Annotated in this window: 18 protein-coding genes; 16 read left to right on the plus strand and 2 right to left on the minus strand. The window is 60.5% G+C overall.

Annotation, left to right across the window (positions count from 1 at the left end):
- The first annotated feature begins 25 nt into the window (after positions 1–25).
- The 11 genes from C9E91_RS09100 to C9E91_RS09150 all read left to right on the plus strand — a co-directional run bounded on the left by C9E91_RS09100 (position 26) and on the right by C9E91_RS09150 (position 9,266).
- Positions 26–337 carry an FtsB family cell division protein gene (locus C9E91_RS09100; protein ID WP_107107951.1) on the plus strand — a complete coding sequence of 104 codons (312 nt, stop codon included), beginning with the start codon at positions 26–28 and terminating at the stop codon, positions 335–337.
- Positions 338–494: 157 nt separating this feature from the next.
- Entirely contained in the window at positions 495–1,538 is a 1,044-nt protein-coding gene (gene pdhA, locus C9E91_RS09105) for a pyruvate dehydrogenase (acetyl-transferring) E1 component subunit alpha (RefSeq protein ID WP_107107952.1), read from the plus strand.
- Positions 1,539–1,555: 17 nt separating this feature from the next.
- Positions 1,556–2,929, plus strand: coding sequence for a pyruvate dehydrogenase complex E1 component subunit beta (locus C9E91_RS09110; RefSeq protein WP_107107953.1), 1,374 nt, complete (start codon positions 1,556–1,558; stop codon positions 2,927–2,929).
- Positions 2,930–2,944: 15 nt separating this feature from the next.
- A complete protein-coding gene (locus tag C9E91_RS09115) occupies positions 2,945–4,297 on the plus strand; it encodes a pyruvate dehydrogenase complex dihydrolipoamide acetyltransferase (protein WP_107107954.1) in 1,353 nt (450 codons plus the stop codon).
- A gap of 25 nt (positions 4,298–4,322) precedes the next feature.
- Positions 4,323–4,964 (plus strand): SGNH/GDSL hydrolase family protein, encoded by a 642-nt coding sequence (locus tag C9E91_RS09120; protein WP_107107955.1) that lies wholly within the window; start codon positions 4,323–4,325, stop codon positions 4,962–4,964.
- A gap of 128 nt (positions 4,965–5,092) precedes the next feature.
- Complete coding sequence (gene lpdA / locus C9E91_RS09125) at positions 5,093–6,538, plus strand: dihydrolipoyl dehydrogenase (RefSeq protein ID WP_107107956.1); 1,446 nt, start codon at positions 5,093–5,095, stop codon at positions 6,536–6,538.
- Between the two features lie 55 nt (positions 6,539–6,593).
- Positions 6,594–6,848: a GlsB/YeaQ/YmgE family stress response membrane protein gene (locus C9E91_RS09130; RefSeq protein WP_107107957.1), complete on the plus strand. Its 255-nt coding sequence runs from the start codon at positions 6,594–6,596 to the stop codon at positions 6,846–6,848.
- Between the two features lie 13 nt (positions 6,849–6,861).
- Entirely contained in the window at positions 6,862–7,110 is a 249-nt protein-coding gene (locus C9E91_RS09135) for a GlsB/YeaQ/YmgE family stress response membrane protein (protein WP_107107958.1), read from the plus strand.
- Between the two features lie 35 nt (positions 7,111–7,145).
- Complete coding sequence (lipA, locus tag C9E91_RS09140; RefSeq protein ID WP_107107959.1) at positions 7,146–8,117, plus strand: lipoyl synthase; 972 nt, start codon at positions 7,146–7,148, stop codon at positions 8,115–8,117.
- A 126-nt stretch (positions 8,118–8,243) separates the two neighbouring features.
- Positions 8,244–8,810 (plus strand): P-loop NTPase family protein, encoded by a 567-nt coding sequence (locus C9E91_RS09145; protein WP_107107960.1) that lies wholly within the window; start codon positions 8,244–8,246, stop codon positions 8,808–8,810.
- A 9-nt stretch (positions 8,811–8,819) separates the two neighbouring features.
- On the plus strand, positions 8,820–9,266 hold the full coding sequence (locus C9E91_RS09150) for a type II toxin-antitoxin system RatA family toxin (RefSeq protein ID WP_028753141.1): 447 nt from the start codon (positions 8,820–8,822) through the stop codon (positions 9,264–9,266).
- A gap of 15 nt (positions 9,267–9,281) precedes the next feature.
- Here the strand turns inward: C9E91_RS09150 and C9E91_RS09155 are convergent, their stop codons facing one another.
- Together C9E91_RS09155 and C9E91_RS09160 are read right to left on the minus strand one after the other, a co-directional pair.
- Positions 9,282–9,779, minus strand: coding sequence for a CinA family protein (locus C9E91_RS09155; protein ID WP_028753142.1), 498 nt, complete (start codon positions 9,777–9,779; stop codon positions 9,282–9,284).
- Complete coding sequence (locus C9E91_RS09160; RefSeq protein WP_107107961.1) at positions 9,776–10,996, minus strand: bifunctional 2-C-methyl-D-erythritol 4-phosphate cytidylyltransferase/2-C-methyl-D-erythritol 2,4-cyclodiphosphate synthase; 1,221 nt, start codon at positions 10,994–10,996, stop codon at positions 9,776–9,778. Before C9E91_RS09160 ends, C9E91_RS09155 begins: the two co-directional genes overlap by 4 nt.
- Before the next feature lie 220 nt (positions 10,997–11,216).
- On the opposite strand from C9E91_RS09160, the gene dusB reads away from it, so the two are divergent.
- The 5 genes from dusB (at position 11,217) to ntrX (ending at position 18,761) form a co-directional block, all read left to right on the plus strand.
- Entirely contained in the window at positions 11,217–12,245 is a 1,029-nt protein-coding gene (gene dusB / locus C9E91_RS09165) for a tRNA dihydrouridine synthase DusB (RefSeq protein WP_107107962.1), read from the plus strand.
- Positions 12,242–13,399 carry a two-component system sensor histidine kinase NtrB gene (locus tag C9E91_RS09170; RefSeq protein ID WP_107107963.1) on the plus strand — a complete coding sequence of 386 codons (1,158 nt, stop codon included), beginning with the start codon at positions 12,242–12,244 and terminating at the stop codon, positions 13,397–13,399. The genes dusB and C9E91_RS09170 overlap by 4 nt, the downstream gene beginning before the upstream one ends.
- Positions 13,396–14,847 (plus strand): nitrogen regulation protein NR(I), encoded by a 1,452-nt coding sequence (gene ntrC, locus C9E91_RS09175; RefSeq protein ID WP_107107964.1) that lies wholly within the window; start codon positions 13,396–13,398, stop codon positions 14,845–14,847. Before C9E91_RS09170 ends, ntrC begins: the two co-directional genes overlap by 4 nt.
- 286 nt (positions 14,848–15,133) lie before the next feature.
- Complete coding sequence (locus C9E91_RS09180; RefSeq protein ID WP_107107965.1) at positions 15,134–17,407, plus strand: sensor histidine kinase NtrY-like; 2,274 nt, start codon at positions 15,134–15,136, stop codon at positions 17,405–17,407.
- Positions 17,397–18,761, plus strand: a complete 1,365-nt coding sequence (gene ntrX, locus C9E91_RS09185) for a nitrogen assimilation response regulator NtrX (RefSeq protein WP_107107966.1) — start codon at positions 17,397–17,399, stop codon at positions 18,759–18,761. Before C9E91_RS09180 ends, ntrX begins: the two co-directional genes overlap by 11 nt.
- The last annotated feature ends 16 nt before the right edge of the window (positions 18,762–18,777 follow it).

Here is an 18,777-nt window from a genome sequence, read left to right on the forward strand (position 1 = left end):
GACAGAGCGTTTTGAGCAAGCGAGTATGTGGACAAAATATCATAAGAAGAGAAAGTTCGGCCGTTTCGTTCTCCCCGCCATCACGGTCGCCTTCGTGAGCTATTTCGGCTATCACTGCATTCACGGCGATTACGGTCTGAAGGCGACCGAGGTCTTCGAGAAGCAGCGCATCGATCGCAGCAAGGAACTCGCCGATCTCGTCGCCAAGCGCGAACGCCTTGAAAAAGAAGTGGCATTGCTCAGCGATGGCTCGCTGGACAAGGATATGCTTGACCAATATGCGCGCTATCAATTGACCTACTCGAAGGACGATGAGATCGTTATCTTCAACAAATAGTCACAATTAACCGAATTCTGGTTAATTGCTTTTTTTATAAGCATATCAATCGCTTGCGAAGAATATGAGCCATGCAATTATAGCATTGCTGTGGCGAGCAATCTTCCCTATGTTACGCGGCACTACATAACGAGGCCACTCACATAGGGAGAGTTGAATGGCGCCGCGAAAATCCGCGTCCGTTTCCAGCCGCAAGACGACATCCAAGCCTGCCAAAGACACCAATGGTGGTGCGATCGCGGAATTCGACCGCGATGCGGAACTCAAGGCCTATCGTGAGATGCTCCTGATCCGCCGCTTCGAAGAGAAGGCCGGCCAGCTCTACGGCATGGGCTTCATCGGCGGCTTCTGTCACCTCTACATCGGTCAGGAAGCTGTCGTCGTCGGCATGCAATTGGCGCTGAAGGAAGGCGACCAGGTCATAACCGGCTACCGCGATCACGGCCATATGCTGGCGACTGGCATGAGCGCCCGCGGCGTCATGGCCGAGCTTACCGGACGCCGGGGCGGCTATTCCCGAGGGAAGGGCGGCTCCATGCACATGTTCTCCAAGGAGAAGAACTTCTACGGCGGCCACGGCATCGTCGGCGCGCAGGTCTCGCTTGGCACCGGCCTCGGCTTCGCCAACTGGTATCGCGGCAATGACAATGTCAGCGTCGCCTATTTCGGCGATGGCGCGGCCAACCAGGGCCAGGTTTCTGAAAGCTTCAACATGGCGCAGCTCTGGAAGCTGCCGGTGATCTACGTGATCGAGAACAACCGTTACGCCATGGGCACGTCGACGGCGCGCGCAACCGCGCAGTCCGACTTCTCCAAGCGTGGTACCTCCTTCGGCATTCCCGGCATCCAGGTCGACGGCATGGATGTCCGCGCCGTCAAGGCTGCTGCCGACGAAGCAGTCGAATATTGCCGTTCCGGCAAAGGCCCGATCATTCTGGAAATGCTGACCTATCGCTACCGCGGCCATTCCATGTCGGACCCGGCCAAGTATCGTTCCAAGGACGAAGTGCAGAAGATGCGCTCCGAGCATGACCCGATCGAGCAGGTTCGCGCTCGCCTTCTGGAAAAGGGTTGGGCGTCGGAAGACGAGCTGAAGGCGATTGATAAGGACGTCCGCGACATTGTCGCCGACAGCGCCGATTTCGCCCAGAACGATCCGGAGCCGGATGCATCCGAGCTCTACACCGACATTCTGCTCTAATCGGGGAGGGACGATCCATGCCCATCGATATTCTTATGCCCGCCCTGTCTCCGACGATGGAAGAGGGCACCCTTTCCAAATGGCTCAAGCAGGAAGGCGACAAGGTCACTTCCGGTGACGTCATTGCCGAAATCGAAACCGACAAGGCGACCATGGAAGTGGAAGCCGTCGACGAAGGCACGATCGGCAAACTGCTGATCCAGGCCGGCACCGAAGGCGTCAAGGTCAACACCAAGATCGCGATCCTGTTGCAGGACGGCGAGTCCGCCTCGGATATCTCGACGGCCAAGGCTGCTCCGGCTGCCGAACCGGTCAAGACCGAAGCTCCGGCCGCTGCCGCTGCTCCGGCACCCGTTCCGGCGCAGCCGAAGACCGCGCCTGCTGATCCGGAAATCCCGGCCGGCACGGAAATGGTATCGATGACGGTGCGTGAAGCACTGCGCGACGCCATGGCCGAAGAAATGCGCGCCGATCCGGACGTCTTCGTCATGGGTGAAGAAGTTGCCGAATACCAGGGCGCATACAAGGTTACCCAGGGCCTGCTGCAGGAATTCGGCCCTCGCCGCGTTGTCGATACCCCGATTACCGAGCATGGTTTTGCCGGTGTCGGCGTCGGTGCCGCCATGGCCGGCCTTCGTCCGATCGTCGAGTTCATGACCTTCAACTTCGCCATGCAGGCGATCGACCACATCATCAACTCCGCCGCCAAGACCCTTTATATGTCCGGCGGCCAGATGGGCGCTCCGATCGTCTTCCGCGGCCCGAACGGCGCGGCTGCTCGCGTTGCCGCCCAGCACAGCCAGGACTATGCCGCTTGGTACAGCCAGATTCCGGGCCTCAAGGTCGTGATGCCCTATACGGCAGCCGACGCCAAGGGCCTGCTGAAGGCCGCGATCCGCGATCCGAACCCGGTCATCTTCCTTGAAAACGAAATTCTCTACGGCCAGCACTTCGACGTGCCGAAGCTTGACAATTTCGTTCTGCCGATCGGCAAGGCCCGCATCCATCGCTCGGGCAAGGACGCAACGGTCGTCTCCTTCGGCATCGGCATGACCTATGCCACCAAGGCAGTTGCCGAGCTGGAAGCCCAGGGTATTGACGTCGAGCTGATCGACCTTCGCACCATCCGCCCGATGGACCTGCCGACAATCATCGAATCCGTCAAGAAGACGGGCCGCTTGGTGACCGTCGAGGAAGGCTATCCGCAGTCTTCCGTCGGCACGGAAATCGCCACCCGCGTCATGCAGCAGGCCTTCGATTATCTCGATGCGCCGATCTTGACGATTGCTGGCAAGGATGTGCCCATGCCCTACGCCGCCAACCTCGAGAAGCTCGCGCTTCCGAATGTCGGTGAAGTGGTCGATGCGGTGAAAGCCGTTTGCTACAAATAAGGGGAGGGCTCTTCGATGCCTATCAACATCACCATGCCTGCCCTCTCGCCGACCATGGAAGAGGGCAACCTCGCCAAGTGGCTGGTCAAGGAAGGCGATAAGATCAAGTCCGGTGACGTCATCGCCGAGATCGAGACCGACAAGGCGACGATGGAAGTCGAAGCCGTCGACGAAGGCACAGTTGCCAAGATCGTCGTTCCCGCCGGTACCGAAGGCGTCAAGGTCAATGCGCTGATCGCGGTTCTGGCCGGCGAAGGCGAGGACGTCTCCGCTGCTGCTTCAGGCGCTGCCGCTCCGGCTGCAGCACCTGCCGCCGCGGCACCAGCGCCGAAGGCGGAAACGGCTCCGGCTCAATCCGCACCGGCCGCACAGCCGGCGCCGGTCGTGCCCGCCGCTCTTTCGACGGACGGCCAGCGCACCTTCGCATCGCCGCTCGCTCGCCGGCTTGCCAAGGAATCCGGCATTGATCTGGCCGCGCTCGTCGGCTCCGGCCCGCATGGCCGCGTGGTCAAGAAGGACATCGAAGCTGCCGTCTCCGGCGGTGTCGCCAAGGCCGCTCCGGCTGCTGCTCCCGCAGCTCTGCCGGCCGCTGCTGCACAGGCTCCGGCCGCAGCCGCTCCGAAGGGCATGTCTGATGATGCCGTTCTCAAGCTGTTCGAGCCCGGTTCCTACGAGCTTGTGCCGCATGACGGCATGCGCAAGACGATTGCCAAGCGCCTGCAGGAATCCAAGCAGACGATCCCGCACTTCTACGTCTCGGTCGATTGCGAACTCGATGCACTGCTGGCGCTCCGCACGCAGCTCAACGATTCCGCTCCGAAGTCGAAGGACGGTGCTCCGGCCTACAAGCTCTCCGTCAACGACATGGTCATCAAGGCCCTGGCGCTGGCGCTGCGCGACGTTCCGGATGCCAACGTGTCCTGGACCGACAGCAGCATGGTCAAGCACAAGCATGCCGATGTCGGCGTTGCCGTCTCCATTCCGGGCGGCCTGATCACGCCGATCATCCGCAGCGCCGAGCTGAAGACGCTGTCTGCCATCTCCAACGAGATGAAGGACTATGGCAAGCGCGCCAAGGAACGCAAGCTGAAGCCCGAGGAGTACCAGGGCGGTACAACGGCCGTGTCCAATATGGGCATGATGGGCGTCAAGAACTTCGCCGCCGTCGTCAACCCGCCGCATGCGACCATTCTGGCCGTCGGCGCGGGCGAACAGCGTGTGATCGTCAAGAAGGGTGAAATGGCCATCGCCACTATGATGACCGTCACGCTGTCGACCGACCATCGCGCCGTCGACGGTGCGCTTGGTGCCGAGCTCCTGGCTGCCTTCAAGGGCTACATCGAAAATCCGATGGGGATGCTCGTCTGAGCCTTGTCACGACACGGAGGCATGAATGACCAAGACCGTTCTGTGTTATGGCGACTCGCTGACATGGGGCTATAGCGCCGAAACGATCGGTCGTCATGCCTTCGAAGATCGGTGGCCGAGCGTGCTGCAAAAGGCGCTCGGCAATCAGGTCCGGTTGATCCCGGAAGGGCTGAACGGCCGCACCACGGCTTTCGACGATCATCTCGCCGATTGCGACCGTAACGGTGCAAAGGTATTGCCGACGATCCTGCAGACGCACGCGCCGCTCGATCTCATCATCATCATGCTGGGCACCAACGACATGAAGCCGGTGATCGCCGGTTCGGCCTTTGCTGCCTTGCAGGGCATCAGCCGGTTGATTCAGCTTATACGCAATCATACATGGGCGTTCGATTATGAAGTCCCCGACATTCTGATCGTGGCGCCCCCTGTTATTACTGAGACCGCCAATCCGGCCTTCGCCGCCCATTACCTCGGCGCGATCAAGGAGTCGGCGAAGCTTGCGACGCTCTACCGCGATCTGGCTGACGAGCTTGGCTGCGGCTTTTTCGATGCAGGCACGGTTGCCGTCACCACACCGCTTGATGGCGTGCATCTCGACGCAGAAAACACCCGGGCGCTTGGCCGCGGCCTTGAGCCGATCGTGCGAGTGATGCTCGGACTTTAACTATTTGATTGAGCATGATCTTACCTGAAAACTGCTTCACAGTTTTCGCTTTGCGGTTCGGCATCGTGCTTCGGAAAAATCAAGGCGAGCTGAGCTTCGACCGGCCGCCAACCAAAGGCAGGAAACATATGGCTGAGAATTACGACGTCATCATCATCGGCTCTGGCCCTGGCGGCTATGTCGCCGCCGTGCGCGCCGGCCAGCTTGGCCTGAAGACGGCGATCGTCGAACGCGAACACCTCGGTGGCATCTGCCTGAATTGGGGCTGCATTCCGACCAAGGCGCTGCTCCGTTCGGCCGAAATCCTCGATCATTCCAATCATCTGAAGGATTATGGCCTTGTCCTCGAAGGCAAGGTGACGCCCGATGTGAAGGCGGTCGTCGGCCGTTCGCGCGGCGTTTCCGCGCGCCTTAACGCAGGCGTGGGCTTCCTGATGAAGAAGAACAAGGTCGACGTGATCTGGGGTGAGGCCAAGATTACCAAGCCAGGCGAAATCGTCGTCGGCAAATCGACGAAGCCGGTCGTCGAGCCGCAGCATCCGCTGCCGAAGAACGTCAAGGGCGAGGGCACCTACACCGCCAAGCACATTATCGTCGCCACAGGCGCTCGCCCGCGCGCGCTGCCCGGCATCGAGCCGGACGGCAAGCTGATCTGGACCTATTTCGAGGCCCTGAAGCCGGATTTCCTGCCGAAATCGCTCGTGGTCATGGGTTCCGGCGCGATCGGCATCGAATTTGCGAGCTTCTATCGCTCGATGGGTGTCGACGTCACCGTGGTCGAAATCATGCCGACCATCATGCCGGTGGAAGACGCCGAAGTTTCCGGTATCGCCCGCAAGCAGTTGGAAAAGCGCGGCTTGAAGATATTCACCAAGACGAAGGTCACCAAGGTCGACAAGGGTGCGAACAGCATCACCGCGCATATCGAGACCGAAGATGGCAAGGTACAGCAGATCACTGCCGACCGGATGATCTCCGCCGTCGGCGTACAGGGCAACATTGAAAATCTGGGTCTGGAAGCGCTCGGCGTGAAGACCGATCGCGGTTGCGTCGTCATCGATGGCTACGGCAAGACCAACGTGCCGGGCATCTATGCGATCGGCGACGTCGCCGGCCCGCCGATGCTGGCACACAAGGCCGAACATGAAGGCGTGGTCTGCATCGAGAAGATCGCCGGTCTGCCGAACGTGCATCCGACCGACAAGAGCAAGGTACCGGGCTGCACCTACTGCCAGCCGCAGGTTGCCTCCGTCGGTCTGACGGAAGCAAGGGCAAAGGAACTCGGCCGCGACATCCGCGTCGGCCGCTTCCCGTTCACGGCCAACGGCAAGGCGATCGCTCTTGGCGAAGACCAGGGCCTGTGCAAGGTCATCTTCGACAAGAAGACCGGCGAGCTGCTCGGCGCGCATATGGTCGGCGCTGAAGTCACCGAACTGATCCAGGGTTTCGTTGTCGCCATGAACCTGGAGACGACAGAAGAGGAACTGATGCACACGATCTTCCCGCATCCGACCGTTTCGGAAACGATGAAGGAAGCCGTGCTGGACGCCTACGGCCGCGTACTCAACGCTTGATAATCTCCTGGCTCGCCCTCTATCCGGAGGGTGGAAAATTGCAAAGGAAATCATCATGTCTATCAGTACTGAGGCTTGGATCGTCTTTCTGTTGATCGGTTTGGTGGCGGGGTTTCTCGCCAGCCTGGTTGTCGGCGGCGGGGGCCTGATCAGTTGTTTGTTGAGCGGCGTGATCGGCGCTTTCGTGGGCGGGTTCCTGTTCAATCGGCTGGGAATCTCGCTGGGCATACAAAATGCGCTCGTGGTTGAAATCATTCACGCAACGGTGGGCGCAATCATCGTAGTCCTGTTTGCAAGGGCGATAGCGTAGGGGTAAAGGCGCGATGGAAGGCATAGGCTGGCTGGGTCTGATCATCATCGGCGGTCTCGCGGGCTGGCTCGCGGGTAAGCTGATGGAGGTGCGATACGGCATCATCCTCAACATCGTTCTCGGCATTGCCGGCTCGGTCGTTGCAGCGGGCATTCTGGTGCAACTGCATGTCGGCGTGCCCGGCGGTCGGCTCGGTTATTTCGTCACCGGTTTCATTGGTGCATGCATTCTGATATTTCTCGCCAAACTCGTACGGCGATGAATAGGCCGCGAGCAAGCGGCGGAAAGTAGACGTTCATGGTCACGATTCTCGACACGATCAATCCCGATGCCAAGCGTGTGCGTCATCCGGAGAAGGCGCATCGGCCGGATACGGAAGTCCTGCGCAAGCCGGATTGGATCCGCGTCAAGGCGCCGACATCGAAGGGCTATGCCGAAACCCGCTCGATCGTGAAGGAGCACAAGCTCGTCACTGTCTGCGAGGAGGCCGGCTGCCCGAACATCGGCGAGTGCTGGGACAAGAAGCACGCCACCTTCATGATCATGGGTGAGATCTGTACCCGCGCCTGTGCCTTCTGCAACGTCTCGACTGGTAAGCCGAATGCGCTCGATATGGCCGAGCCGGAAAACGTCGCCAAGGCCGTCAAGGAGATGGGCCTCAGCCACGTCGTCATCACGTCCGTCGATCGCGACGATCTCGAAGACGGCGGCGCCGAGCATTTCGAAAAGGTGATCTGGGCGATCCGCGCCGCCTCGCCGACAACGACGATCGAAATCCTGACGCCGGACTTCCTGAAGAAGCCGGGCGCCCTGGAGCGCGTCGTCGCCGCCAAGCCGGACGTCTTCAATCACAATCTGGAAACCGTCGCCGGCAACTATCTGACCGTGCGTCCCGGTGCCCGCTACTTCCACTCGATCCGTCTGCTGCAGCGGGTCAAGGAGCTCGATCCGACCATGTTCACCAAGTCCGGCATCATGGTCGGCCTCGGCGAAGCGCGCAATGAAGTGCTGCAGCTCATGGACGACCTCAGGACAGCCGACGTCGACTTCCTGACCATCGGCCAGTACCTGCAGCCGACCCGCAAGCATCATCAGGTTATGAGCTTCGTCACCCCGGACGAATTCAAGTCCTATGAGACGGTTGCCTACACCAAGGGCTTCCTGATGGTCGCCTCCAGCCCGCTCACTCGCTCTTCGCATCACGCCGGCGATGATTTTGCCCGGCTGCGGGCCGCCCGCGAGAAGAAGGTTCTGCTGGCCGCAGAGTAAAATTCCAATCTCTTGCCTTTTGAACGAACCGCGGCGATTGTGCCGCGGTTTTTGTTTCTACCGTCATCAGATCATCATCGCGCGAAACTTCATAAAGCTGCATCTTACTCGTTGTGAGGTTGAAATATGAGGGAATTGAGCAGCATAGCCGAAGGAGTTGCCCATCTTAGGGGCGTCGATCGCATCCTCATCATGGGGTGCTCCGGCGGAGGCAAATCAACGCTGGCCCAGAAAATTGTCGCTCGCCTGGACCTGCCTTACATCTCGATGGATCGCGAGTTTTTCTGGCTGCCGGGCTGGGTAAAGAGAGACAAGGCCGAGGAACGTGCTCTAATCGCGGCCAAAGTAGCCGAGGATCGGTGGCTGATCGATGGAACAGGGCCATCAAGCTTTGATCTGAGGTTACCACGCACAGAGCTTGTCCTTTGGGTACGCATGCCGCGCTGGGTATGCGTATGGGGAGCTCTATCGAGAGCGCTGCGATGGCAGGGGCGGTCGCGCCCCGATATGGCGCCGGGTTGTCCCGAGCGCATCGATTGGGAATTCCTGCGTTACATCTGGGATTGGGAGCGCAAGTTTGCTCCTAAAGTGCTTGCCGGCCTCGCTCAACACGGCCCGGATGTGCCTGTTCTGCAGCTAAAATCCCGCGGCGAAATGCGCAGGCTTCTTGATCTTCTGAGCCGTCCTGCTTAATTGCCGCTCATGCCTCAGTTTGAAACCCACCGCCCTGTTCCGCATTCGCCTGATCAGATGTTCGATCTCGTTGCCGATGTCGAGCGCTATCCGGAATTCCTGCCGCTTTGCGAGGCGCTGGTTGTCCGCAACCGCAAGGAGCGCGACGGCAAGATATTGTTGGTCGCCGACATGACTGTCGGCTACAAAGCGATCCGCGAGACCTTTACGACACAGGTACTGCTCAACAAGGCGGAACGGGCGATCGATGTGAAGTATATCGACGGGCCGTTCAAATATCTCGACAACCGCTGGCGCTTCACGCCGTCGGAAAACGGCGGATGCAGCATTGATTTCTTCATCGACTACGAATTCAAGAGTCGCATCCTTGGCGCCCTGATGGGATCGATGTTCGATCGCGCTTTCCGTATGTTCACGGATGCCTTCGAGACACGCGCGAAGAAGATCTACGCCTGAAGCGGGGGCGCGGTGCTACTTGCCAAGAGTGATGAGCATTTCCAATGCGGTCTTTAAGGTGGCGAGCCGAACCTTGTCGCGGCCGATATCGCCATAGCGCATTTCATGATGGATGAGGCCGCCCGTGCGTGCCTTGGCGGCGAGGTGAACGAGGCCGACCGGTTTGTCCGCAGAGCCGCCGCTCGGTCCGGCGACGCCGGTCACGGCAACGGCAAGATCGGCGCGCGAGCGGAAAAGGGCGCCATGAACCATCTGCAGTGCCGTCTCTTTGGAAACGGCACCGAACTGCGCCAGGGTCTGCTCTTGCACGCCAAGCATGTCCATCTTCGCCGTATTCGTATAGGTGACGAAGCCGCGGTCAACGACTGCCGATGAGCCGGGAATTTCCGTCAAGGCACCCGCGATCAGCCCGCCGGTGCAGGATTCCGCCGTGGCGACCATCCAGCCCTTGGCCGCGAAATCTGTGATGATGCCCTGGGCGAGCGCCAGAATATCGTCGGGAAAATGGGTCATGCCTTTCCTCCCCGATAAACCACCGTCGCCGTAGCAATGGCCGCAATGCCCTCGCGGCGCCCGACGAAGCCGATCTTCTCGTTCGTGGTCGCCTTCACCGAGCAGCGTTCAAGGCTGATTCCCAGGAATTCCGAGAGTTTGGCGCGCATCGCTTCGCGGTGCGGCCCGACCTTCGGCGCCTCGGCGATCAGCGAGACATCGGCATTCATGATCGTACCGCCGTGCTCGCGGACGATCTTTGCCGCATGTTCGATGAAGATGCGGGAAGGGGCGCCTTTCCATTGCGGATCGGAGGGCGGAAAGTGATCGCCTATATCGCCGGCGCCGCAGGTGGCGAGCAAGGCGTCGGTCAGCGCATGCAGCGCGACATCGGCGTCGGAATGACCCTTCAGTTTTTGATCATGCGGGATGAAGACGCCGCAGAGCATGACGCCGTCGCCCGGCTCGAGTTGGTGGACATCGTAGCCGTTGCCAGTGCGCACATCCGGCAGCAGATCGGCGGAGAGCTTTTCATCGGCCATGGCGATATCCCTTTTGATTGTCAGTTTGACATTGTCGGCGCTGCCGGCAACGAGCGTTACCGGCAGATCGCTCCATTCGGCGATCGCCGCATCGTCGGTGAAATCCGTCCTGTTTTCGGCTGCAGCCTTTTGATGCGCCGCCAGAATATCGGCGAAACGGAAGGATTGCGGCGTCTGCGCGGCGTAAAGGCCCGAGCGCGGCACGGTTTCGGTCACCAACCCAGCCGCATCGCCTCGTTTCAACGTATCCGTCACCGGCATGGCGGGTAGCACGGCGGGTGCGCCTTTGGCCAGCGCCGCGGCAACGCGATCGAGCAGATCATGGTCAAAGAAAGGACGCACGGCGTCGTGGATCATAACATGCGTAACGCCGGCATTTTCCAACTGCCTAAGCCCGGCAAGCACCGATTGCTGACGGGAGGCGCCACCGAAAGCAATCTCGACCTCTGGCGAATCGGCAACCTGTTGCAGCGCGGTTTGCAGCAATGTCTCGTCGTCGCGATGGATGACGATCACAATCTTCTGCGCCTGTGACCATGTCACGAATTTTTCAAGCGTATGCGCAATAACCGACCGGCCGCCGATCAGGCGGTACTGCTTCGGGCCTTCCTCGGGCGATCCCGCCCGCTCGCCGCGTCCGGCAGCAACGATCACGATTCCGATCGACATCGGTTGCATTGAGTGCATTTGCGTCATAAACCCCCAGGGATGAAAGGCTTTCGCTCCAACATGAGCTCCAAAAGTGTAAAGCGGTTTTTGGACAGCATCATGCCAAGCAGATCGCCAAAGCGGGATCTCGCTCCAGCAGGGTCTATCGCCTCGAATGGGTATTTTCCAGCATTCGCCCGAAAAATATCGGCATTCTCCGAAACCCCTTGGCAAGCTTCATAAGACTGTCTAAAAATAGTGCAGATATATGGTGTGCCTGAAAGATAATCATTTGTTTCCGTCCGAGCTTGCAGCCCCATTTTCCATCGGCCCCGTGCCCATCCGCAATCGCGTGATCCTCGCGCCGATGTCGGGTGTGACCGATTTGCCTTTTCGTCAGCTCGCTTTGCGCTATGGGGCTGGCCTCGTCGTGACCGAAATGGTCGCCAGCCGCGAGCTGGTGCAGGATACGGCTGAATCCTGGGCTCGCCTGAGAAGCGCCGGGCTGAAGCCACATATGGTGCAACTGGCAGGTCGCGAGGCGCATTGGATGGCCGAGGCGGCGAAGATCGCCGCTGACAATGGCGCCGACATCATCGACATCAATATGGGTTGCCCGGCCAAGAAGGTCATCGGCGGCTATTCCGGTTCGGCGCTGATGCGCGATCCGGATCATGCGCTGAGCCTGATCGAGGCGACGGTCAAGGCTGTCGATGTCCCGGTAACGCTAAAGATGCGGCTCGGCTGGGACGAAAATTCCATGAACGCGCCGCACATCGCCCGCCGCGCCGAGGAAGCCGGGATTCGGCTCGTCACCATTCATGGCCGCACGCGCATGCAGTTTTATGAGGGCAGGGCAGATTGGGATGCCATCCGCGCCGTGCGCGATGTCGTCTCCATTCCGCTGGTCGCCAATGGCGATGTTGACACACCGGAGGATGCTCGCGAGATCCTTCGCCGCTCCGGCGCCGATGCCGTCATGGTCGGTCGCGGCTGCCAGGGGCGGCCTTGGCACGCGGGCGTGCTTGCGGGACACCGCCATCCGGACCGCAGCGAGATCGCCGATATCGCCCTTGAGCACTATCAGATGATGCTCGCGTTCTATGGCGAAGCCGTTGGCATTCGTCATGCCCGCAAACATCTCGGCTGGTATCTGGACCGTTACGCTCCCACCATAACGGGCGCTGAAAAGGCAGGAATCATGACTTCGAAAGACAGCCGGGAGGTGGCGGCATTGTTCTATGCGGCGCTGCAGGACGGCTCCGATCTCGCCCAATGCGCCCAGGAGGCTGCATGAGTTCCAAATCCAATTCCGGAGCCTCGGATCACACGGGCAGCGCCGTGGCCATGGCCGTTCTCAACGCGATCCAAAACCCGGTCGTCATGGTCAATGAGGCCGGCCTGATCGCCTTTGCCAATTGGGAGGCCGAAGCCTTCTTCGGCGCCAGCGCCTCGCATCTGTCGCGCTATGAGATTTCCACCTTCATTCCTTTCGGCAGCCCGCTGCTGGCGCTGATCGACCAGGTGCGCGAACGCCGCGGCCCGGTCAATGAATACCGTGTCGATCTCAGCTCGCCGCGCCTCGGCCAGGACAAGCTGGTGGACATCTATGTCGCGCCTGTTTCGAGCGAACCCGGCTCCGTGGTGATCGTGTTCCAGGAACGGTCCATGGCCGACAAGATCGACCGGCAATTGACGCATCGTGCTGCCGCCCGTTCGGTGACCGGTCTTGCCTCGATGCTAGCGCATGAGATCAAGAACCCGCTCTCCGGCATCCGCGGTGCCGCCCAATTGCTCGAACAATCGGTAGGGGATGACGACCGCGGGCTAACTCGCCTCATTTGCGAGGAGACCGATCGGATCGTTTCGCTGGTCGATCGCATGGAGGTCTTTTCCGACGAACGTCCGATCGACCGCGTGCCGGTCAACATCCATTCCGTTCTCGATCATGTGAAGGCGGTGGCAAAAGCCGGTTTTGCGCGCAACATCAAGGTCACCGAGAACTATGACCCATCCTTGCCGGCGGTCTATGCCAATAGAGACCAGCTCGTGCAGGTCTTCCTCAATCTGGTGAAGAATGCTGCCGAAGCCGTTGGCGACCGGGCGGATGGCGAGATCGTACTGACGACGGCCTATCGTCCGGGTATCCGCCTTTCGGTCGCCGGCACGCGTGAGAAGATCTCGCTGCCGCTGGAATTCTGCGTGATCGACAATGGCCCTGGCGTGCCCGCCGATCTCCTGCCGCATCTCTTCGATCCGTTCATCACGACGAAGACCAATGGCACCGGCCTTGGTCTCGCGCTGGTCGCCAAGCTCATCGGCGATCATGGTGGGATCGTCGAATGTGACAGCCAGAATCACCGCACCACTTTCCGCGTTCTGATGCCGGCCTCCAAAGGCATCACGCTTGAAGACGCTCCTCTTCCGAACTCCACAGGGACTACTCGATGACAGCCACGATCCTTGTCGCCGACGATGATGCGGCCATCCGCACCGTGCTCAATCAGGCTTTGAGCCGCGCGGGCTACGATGTACGCATCACATCCAACGCCGCCACGCTTTGGCGTTGGGTTTCCGCCGGCGAAGGCGACCTCGTTGTAACCGACGTCGTCATGCCCGACGAAAATGCCTTCGACCTGCTGCCGCGCATCAAGAAGGCACGGCCGGAGCTGCCCGTTCTGGTCATGAGTGCGCAAAATACCTTCATGACGGCGATCAAGGCTTCCGAAAAGGGTGCCTACGATTATCTGCCGAAGCCCTTCGACCTGACGGAGCTGATCGCCATTATCGGCCGCGCTTTGTCCGAACCGAAGCGCAAGCCTGCCAAGCTCGATGACGACATGCAGGACGGCATGCCGCTGGTCGGCCGCTCTGCGGCCATGCAGGAAATCTACCGCGTTCTGGCGCGTCTGATGCAGACCGACCTGACGCTGATGATCACCGGCGAGTCCGGCACCGGCAAGGAGCTCGTCGCCCGCGCGCTCCATGATTATGGCAAGCGCCGCAATGGCCCCTTCGTCGCCATCAACATGGCGGCAATCCCGCGTGACCTGATCGAATCCGAATTGTTCGGCCATGAGAAGGGCGCCTTCACCGGTGCGCAGACGCGCTCGACCGGTCGCTTCGAGCAGGCCGAGGGCGGCACGCTGTTTCTCGACGAAATCGGCGACATGCCGATGGACGCCCAGACCCGTCTGCTACGCGTCCTGCAGCAGGGCGAATATACGACCGTCGGCGGCCGCACGCCGATCCGCACTGACGTCCGCATCGTTGCCGCCACCAACAAGGATTTGAAGCAGGCGATCAATCAAGGCCTCTTCCGCGAAGATCTCTATTATCGCCTCAACGTCGTGCCGCTGCGCCTGCCGCCGCTGCGTGACCGCGCCGAGGATATTCCCGATCTCGTCCGTCATTTCGTGCAGCAGGCGGAAAAGGAAGGACTGGGCTCGAAGCGCTTCGACCAGGAAGCCCTGGAACTCATGAAATCCTATCCCTGGCCGGGCAACGTGCGCGAGCTGGAAAACCTCATCCGCCGCCTGATGGCGCTCTATCCGCAGGATGTCATCACCCGCGAGATCATCGATTCGGAATTGCGCGCCGACGTGCCCGATAGCCCGATCGAAAAAGGCCCGGTCCGCACCGGCAACATGACCATCGCTCAGGCGGTCGAAGAGAACATGCGTACTTATTTCTCGAGCTTCGGCGACAATCTGCCACCGCCGGGGCTCTATGATCGCGTTCTCACCGAAATGGAATATCCGCTGATCCTTGCCGCACTGACCGCGACCCGCGGCAATCAGATCAAAGCCGCCGATCTGCTTGGCCTTAACCGCAATACATTGCGCAAAAAGATCAGAGAGCTGGGTGTTTCCGTCTATCGGAGCTCCCGCACGGCTTGACAATGTGATTGGATGCGTTGCATTTTCGCCACAATGCGTTGCTTAAAGGTCACGCAGCCGGTTCACAGTTTTTGCGGTGGCGATTCGTCGAGTGTGTTCCTGTGCAAGGGGAAATTGTTTATTAGTTTCAGCTCATTATTCGAATGATTTGAAACGGAGGTTTCGCATCAGATACGAAGCCGAATGACGGTTCCTCCTTTGCCTGTCGCTCTTGCCGCCGCCAAAGCAGTGCGATTGCAATTTTGGCCAGGGCGCCGACCGCCGCCCGCGCCCGGAGACGATGGGAATGAAGCAGGACGCGGGGTCGCCGACAACGAGCGACGAGGCGGTCGTCAAGGTGACGGACCGTCGTGCATCCTTCGCCCTTCCTGGCCTGATCTTGGCCGGCGGCGCGCTTTTGTGCGCGATCGCCACGCTTCTGATGCTCCTGGGGCTGACACCGGTCGCCCCCACATCATCCGTCGTCTTCACTTCCGTCGTCATCAACGGCCTGTTCGTTCTAGGTCTGATCGCCCTGATCGCGCGTGAAGTCGCACGCCTTGTGAAAGCCCGCAGCCGCGGCCGCGCGGCGGCGCGCCTGCATATCCGCATCGTCGTTCTCTTTTCTATCGTCGCCATCACCCCGGCGATCCTCGTGGCCATCGTCGCCAGTTTGACGCTGAATGTCGGCCTCGATCGCTGGTTTGCGCTGCGCACGCAGCAGATCATCAGCTCCTCGCAGAATGTCGCTCAGGCCTATCTGATGGAGAATGCCAGCTACCTGCAGGGCCAGACCGTTTCCATGGCGAACGATCTGGAGCGCAATCGCACGCTCTACAGTCTCGATCGCACCGGTTTTGCCGATCTGATGACCAGGCAGGCCAAGGGCCGCGGCTTGCTCGGCGCTTTCCTGGTGCGTCGTGACGGCAGCGCGATTGTTCAGGCCGACATCAAGACCGAGCGTCCGCTGCCGGCAATTCCGAAGGATGCGCTCGAAGCCTCCGCCGACGGCCAGCCGACCCTCATCCCGCCTGGGGTGACCAATCTCGTCGGTGCCATCATCAAACTGGACGAGATTCCCGGTTCCTTCCTCTACACTGTCCGGGCCGTCGATCCGCGCGTCATGAACGCCATGCGCATGGTCGAAGACAACACGGCCGAATACAAGGCGATGGAAGAGGGGCGCATGTCCCTGCAGATCGCCTTTGCGGTGCTCTACATCGGCTTTGCGTTGATCGTGCTTCTGGCGGCGATCTGGACCGCAATCGCGGTTGCGGACCGCATCGTTCGGCCGATCCGGCTTTTGATCAGCGCCGCCGACAATGTCGCGTCCGGCAACATGAACGTGCTGGTGCCGGTGCGCGCGGCCGATGGCGACGTCGGCAGCCTGTCGCGCACCTTCAACAAGATGATCTCGGAGATACGCACGCAGCGTGACGAGATCCTCGAAGCCAAGGACGAGGTGGATGACCGCCGTCGCTTCATCGAAGCGGTGCTCTCCGGTGTGACCGCGGCCGTGATCGGCGTCGAGCACGACCGGCGCATCACCATTGCCAACACATCCGCCGAAGAGCTGCTGACCCTGAAGAGCGATGAACTTGTCGGCAAGAACCTGGCCGATATAGCCCCAGAGGTCGAGCAGGTCGTGACGGAAGCGACGACCCGGCATCGCAACGACTTCCGCAAGCAGATCAGCCTGGTGCGTGGCGGCACGGTGCGGACGCTGAGCGTTCAGGTGACGCGCGAGGAGTCGCGCGATTCGAATGAATCCTACGTTATCACGCTCGACGACATCACCGATCTGGTCATTGCCCAGCGCTCGACCGCTTGGGCCGACGTTGCACGTCGCATCGCCCATGAGATCAAGAACCCGCTGACGCCGATCCAGCTTTCCGCCGAGCGAATCCGCCGCCGCTTCGGCAAGAACATCGCCGAGGCCGATCGTCCGGTCTTCGATCAATGCACCGACACGATCATCCGCCAGGTGGGCGATATCGGCCGCATGGTCGATGAATTCTCCTCCTTCGCCCGCATGCCGAAGCCGACGATGGAACCGAGCGACCTGCGCGACATCCTGCGTGACGCCGTGTTCCTGCGCGAAATGGGCAATAACCACGTCAAGTTCGAACGCGAACTCGGCGAGGAGCGCCTGGAAGGCATGTTTGACACGCGCATGCTGGGCCAAGCGTTCGGAAATCTTATCAAGAACGCCGTGGAGGCGATCGAAGGCGTGCCGAGCGGCGAGACCCGCGAGGAGCCTAAAGTCCTCGTACGTTCATTCCTGGATGCCGAGCGCGACCGCTTTACGGTCGACGTCATCGACAATGGCCGCGGCCTGCCGGTCGAGAACCGGCACAGCATTCTCGAACCTTACATGACGATGCGCGAGAAGGGGACGGGCCTTGGGCTCGCGATCGTCAAGAAGATCATTGAAGACCATGGCGGGCAGCTAGAACTGCACGATGCTCCCGCCGATTTCGACCAGGGCAGGGGTGCCATGATCCGCGTGCATTTGCCACGCCGTGAGCAGGCCTCCGTCGCCCCGACAGCAAGTGACAAGGAAAGCGTATATGGCATCTGATATTCTCGTGGTGGATGATGAGGAAGATATTCGCGAAATCGTTTCGGGAATTCTTTCGGATGAAGGACATGAGACTCGCACCGCGTTCGACAGCGACAGCGCTTTGGCGGCGATCTCCGATCGAGCACCGCGGCTGATCTTCCTCGATATCTGGATGCAGGGCAGCAAGCTCGACGGCCTGTCGTTGCTGGATGAGATCAAGACGCGCCATCCGGAACTGCCGGTGGTGATGATCTCTGGCCACGGTAACATCGAAACTGCCGTCTCCGCCATCAAGCGCGGCGCATTCGATTTCATCGAGAAGCCGTTCAAGGCCGACCGGCTGATCTTGATCGCCGAACGGGCGCTGGAAAACTCCAAGCTGAAGCGCGAGGTCTCCGAGCTGAAGCGCCGCACCGGCGACGCCGTCGAGCTGATCGGCACATCGGTTGCCGTTTCGCAGCTTCGCCAGACCATCGACAAGGTCTCCCCGACCAACAGTCGCGTGATGATCTTCGGCCCCTCTGGTTCCGGCAAGGAACTTGTGGCCCGCATGATCCACAAGAAGTCGACGCGCGCCAACGGTCCTTTCGTCGCGCTGAACGCCGCAACAATCACCCCCGAACGGATGGAAATCGCCCTCTTCGGCACCGAAGGGTCGCCGGGCCAGCCGCGCAAGATCGGCGCTCTGGAAGAGGCGCATCGCGGCATTCTCTATCTCGATGAAGTCGGCGAGATGCCGCGCGAGACGCAGAACAAGATCCTGCGCGTGCTGGTCGATCAGCAGTTCGAGCGCGTTGGTGGCTCGAAGCGCGTGAAAGTCGATGTGCGCATCATATCGTCGACCGCCTACAATCTGGAAAGCCGGATCGCCGAAAGCCTGTTCCGCGAAGATCTCTATCACCGCCTCGCTGTGGTGCCTGTGCGTGTGCCGGCGCTCGCCGAGCGGCGCGAGGATATTCCATTCCTCGTCGACCAATTGATGCGCCAGATTTCCGAGCAGGCTGGCATCCGCTCGCGCCGCATCGGCGACGACGCCATGGCGGTGCTGCAGGCGCATGATTGGCCGGGCAATATCCGCCAGCTTCGCAACAATATCGAGCGCCTGATGATTCTCGCGCGCACCGATGGCCCGGAGACGCCGATCACCGCGGAGATGCTGCCGACCGATCTCGGCGACATGTTGCCGAAGGTATCCGCTAAGAACGACTATCACATCATGACGTTGCCGCTGCGCGAAGCCCGCGAAATGTTCGAGCGCGACTATCTGATCGCGCAGATCAACCGCTTCGGCGGCAATATTTCGCGCACCGCCGAGTTCGTCGGCATGGAACGCTCCGCGCTGCACCGCAAGCTGAAGTCGCTCGGCGTCTGAAATCCTTTGCGCGGCA

The sequence above is a fragment of the Rhizobium sp. SEMIA4064 genome, from assembly GCF_003025035.1.
GTDB lineage: Bacteria > Pseudomonadota > Alphaproteobacteria > Rhizobiales > Rhizobiaceae > Rhizobium > Rhizobium paranaense.

What these genes read in the sequence shown, in the direction of transcription:
- ntrX (WP_107107966.1), top strand. Translation starts at nt 17,397, where the DNA reads ATGGCATCTGATATTCTCGTGGTGGATGATGAGGAAGATATTCGCGAA.
- C9E91_RS09120 (WP_107107955.1), top strand. Translation starts at nt 4,323, where the DNA reads ATGACCAAGACCGTTCTGTGTTATGGCGACTCGCTGACATGGGGCTAT.
- C9E91_RS09145 (WP_107107960.1), top strand. Translation starts at nt 8,244, where the DNA reads ATGAGGGAATTGAGCAGCATAGCCGAAGGAGTTGCCCATCTTAGGGGC.
- C9E91_RS09115 (WP_107107954.1), top strand. Translation starts at nt 2,945, where the DNA reads ATGCCTATCAACATCACCATGCCTGCCCTCTCGCCGACCATGGAAGAG.
- C9E91_RS09150 (WP_028753141.1), top strand. Translation starts at nt 8,820, where the DNA reads ATGCCTCAGTTTGAAACCCACCGCCCTGTTCCGCATTCGCCTGATCAG.
- lipA (WP_107107959.1), top strand. Translation starts at nt 7,146, where the DNA reads ATGGTCACGATTCTCGACACGATCAATCCCGATGCCAAGCGTGTGCGT.
- lpdA (WP_107107956.1), top strand. Translation starts at nt 5,093, where the DNA reads ATGGCTGAGAATTACGACGTCATCATCATCGGCTCTGGCCCTGGCGGC.
- C9E91_RS09110 (WP_107107953.1), top strand. Translation starts at nt 1,556, where the DNA reads ATGCCCATCGATATTCTTATGCCCGCCCTGTCTCCGACGATGGAAGAG.
- C9E91_RS09180 (WP_107107965.1), top strand. Translation starts at nt 15,134, where the DNA reads ATGAAGCAGGACGCGGGGTCGCCGACAACGAGCGACGAGGCGGTCGTC.
- C9E91_RS09155 (WP_028753142.1), bottom strand. Translation starts at nt 9,779, where the DNA reads ATGACCCATTTTCCCGACGATATTCTGGCGCTCGCCCAGGGCATCATC.
- C9E91_RS09130 (WP_107107957.1), top strand. Translation starts at nt 6,594, where the DNA reads ATGTCTATCAGTACTGAGGCTTGGATCGTCTTTCTGTTGATCGGTTTG.
- C9E91_RS09160 (WP_107107961.1), bottom strand. Translation starts at nt 10,996, where the DNA reads ATGACGCAAATGCACTCAATGCAACCGATGTCGATCGGAATCGTGATC.
- pdhA (WP_107107952.1), top strand. Translation starts at nt 495, where the DNA reads ATGGCGCCGCGAAAATCCGCGTCCGTTTCCAGCCGCAAGACGACATCC.
- C9E91_RS09100 (WP_107107951.1), top strand. Translation starts at nt 26, where the DNA reads ATGTGGACAAAATATCATAAGAAGAGAAAGTTCGGCCGTTTCGTTCTC.
- C9E91_RS09135 (WP_107107958.1), top strand. Translation starts at nt 6,862, where the DNA reads ATGGAAGGCATAGGCTGGCTGGGTCTGATCATCATCGGCGGTCTCGCG.
- dusB (WP_107107962.1), top strand. Translation starts at nt 11,217, where the DNA reads ATGGTGTGCCTGAAAGATAATCATTTGTTTCCGTCCGAGCTTGCAGCC.
- C9E91_RS09170 (WP_107107963.1), top strand. Translation starts at nt 12,242, where the DNA reads ATGAGTTCCAAATCCAATTCCGGAGCCTCGGATCACACGGGCAGCGCC.
- ntrC (WP_107107964.1), top strand. Translation starts at nt 13,396, where the DNA reads ATGACAGCCACGATCCTTGTCGCCGACGATGATGCGGCCATCCGCACC.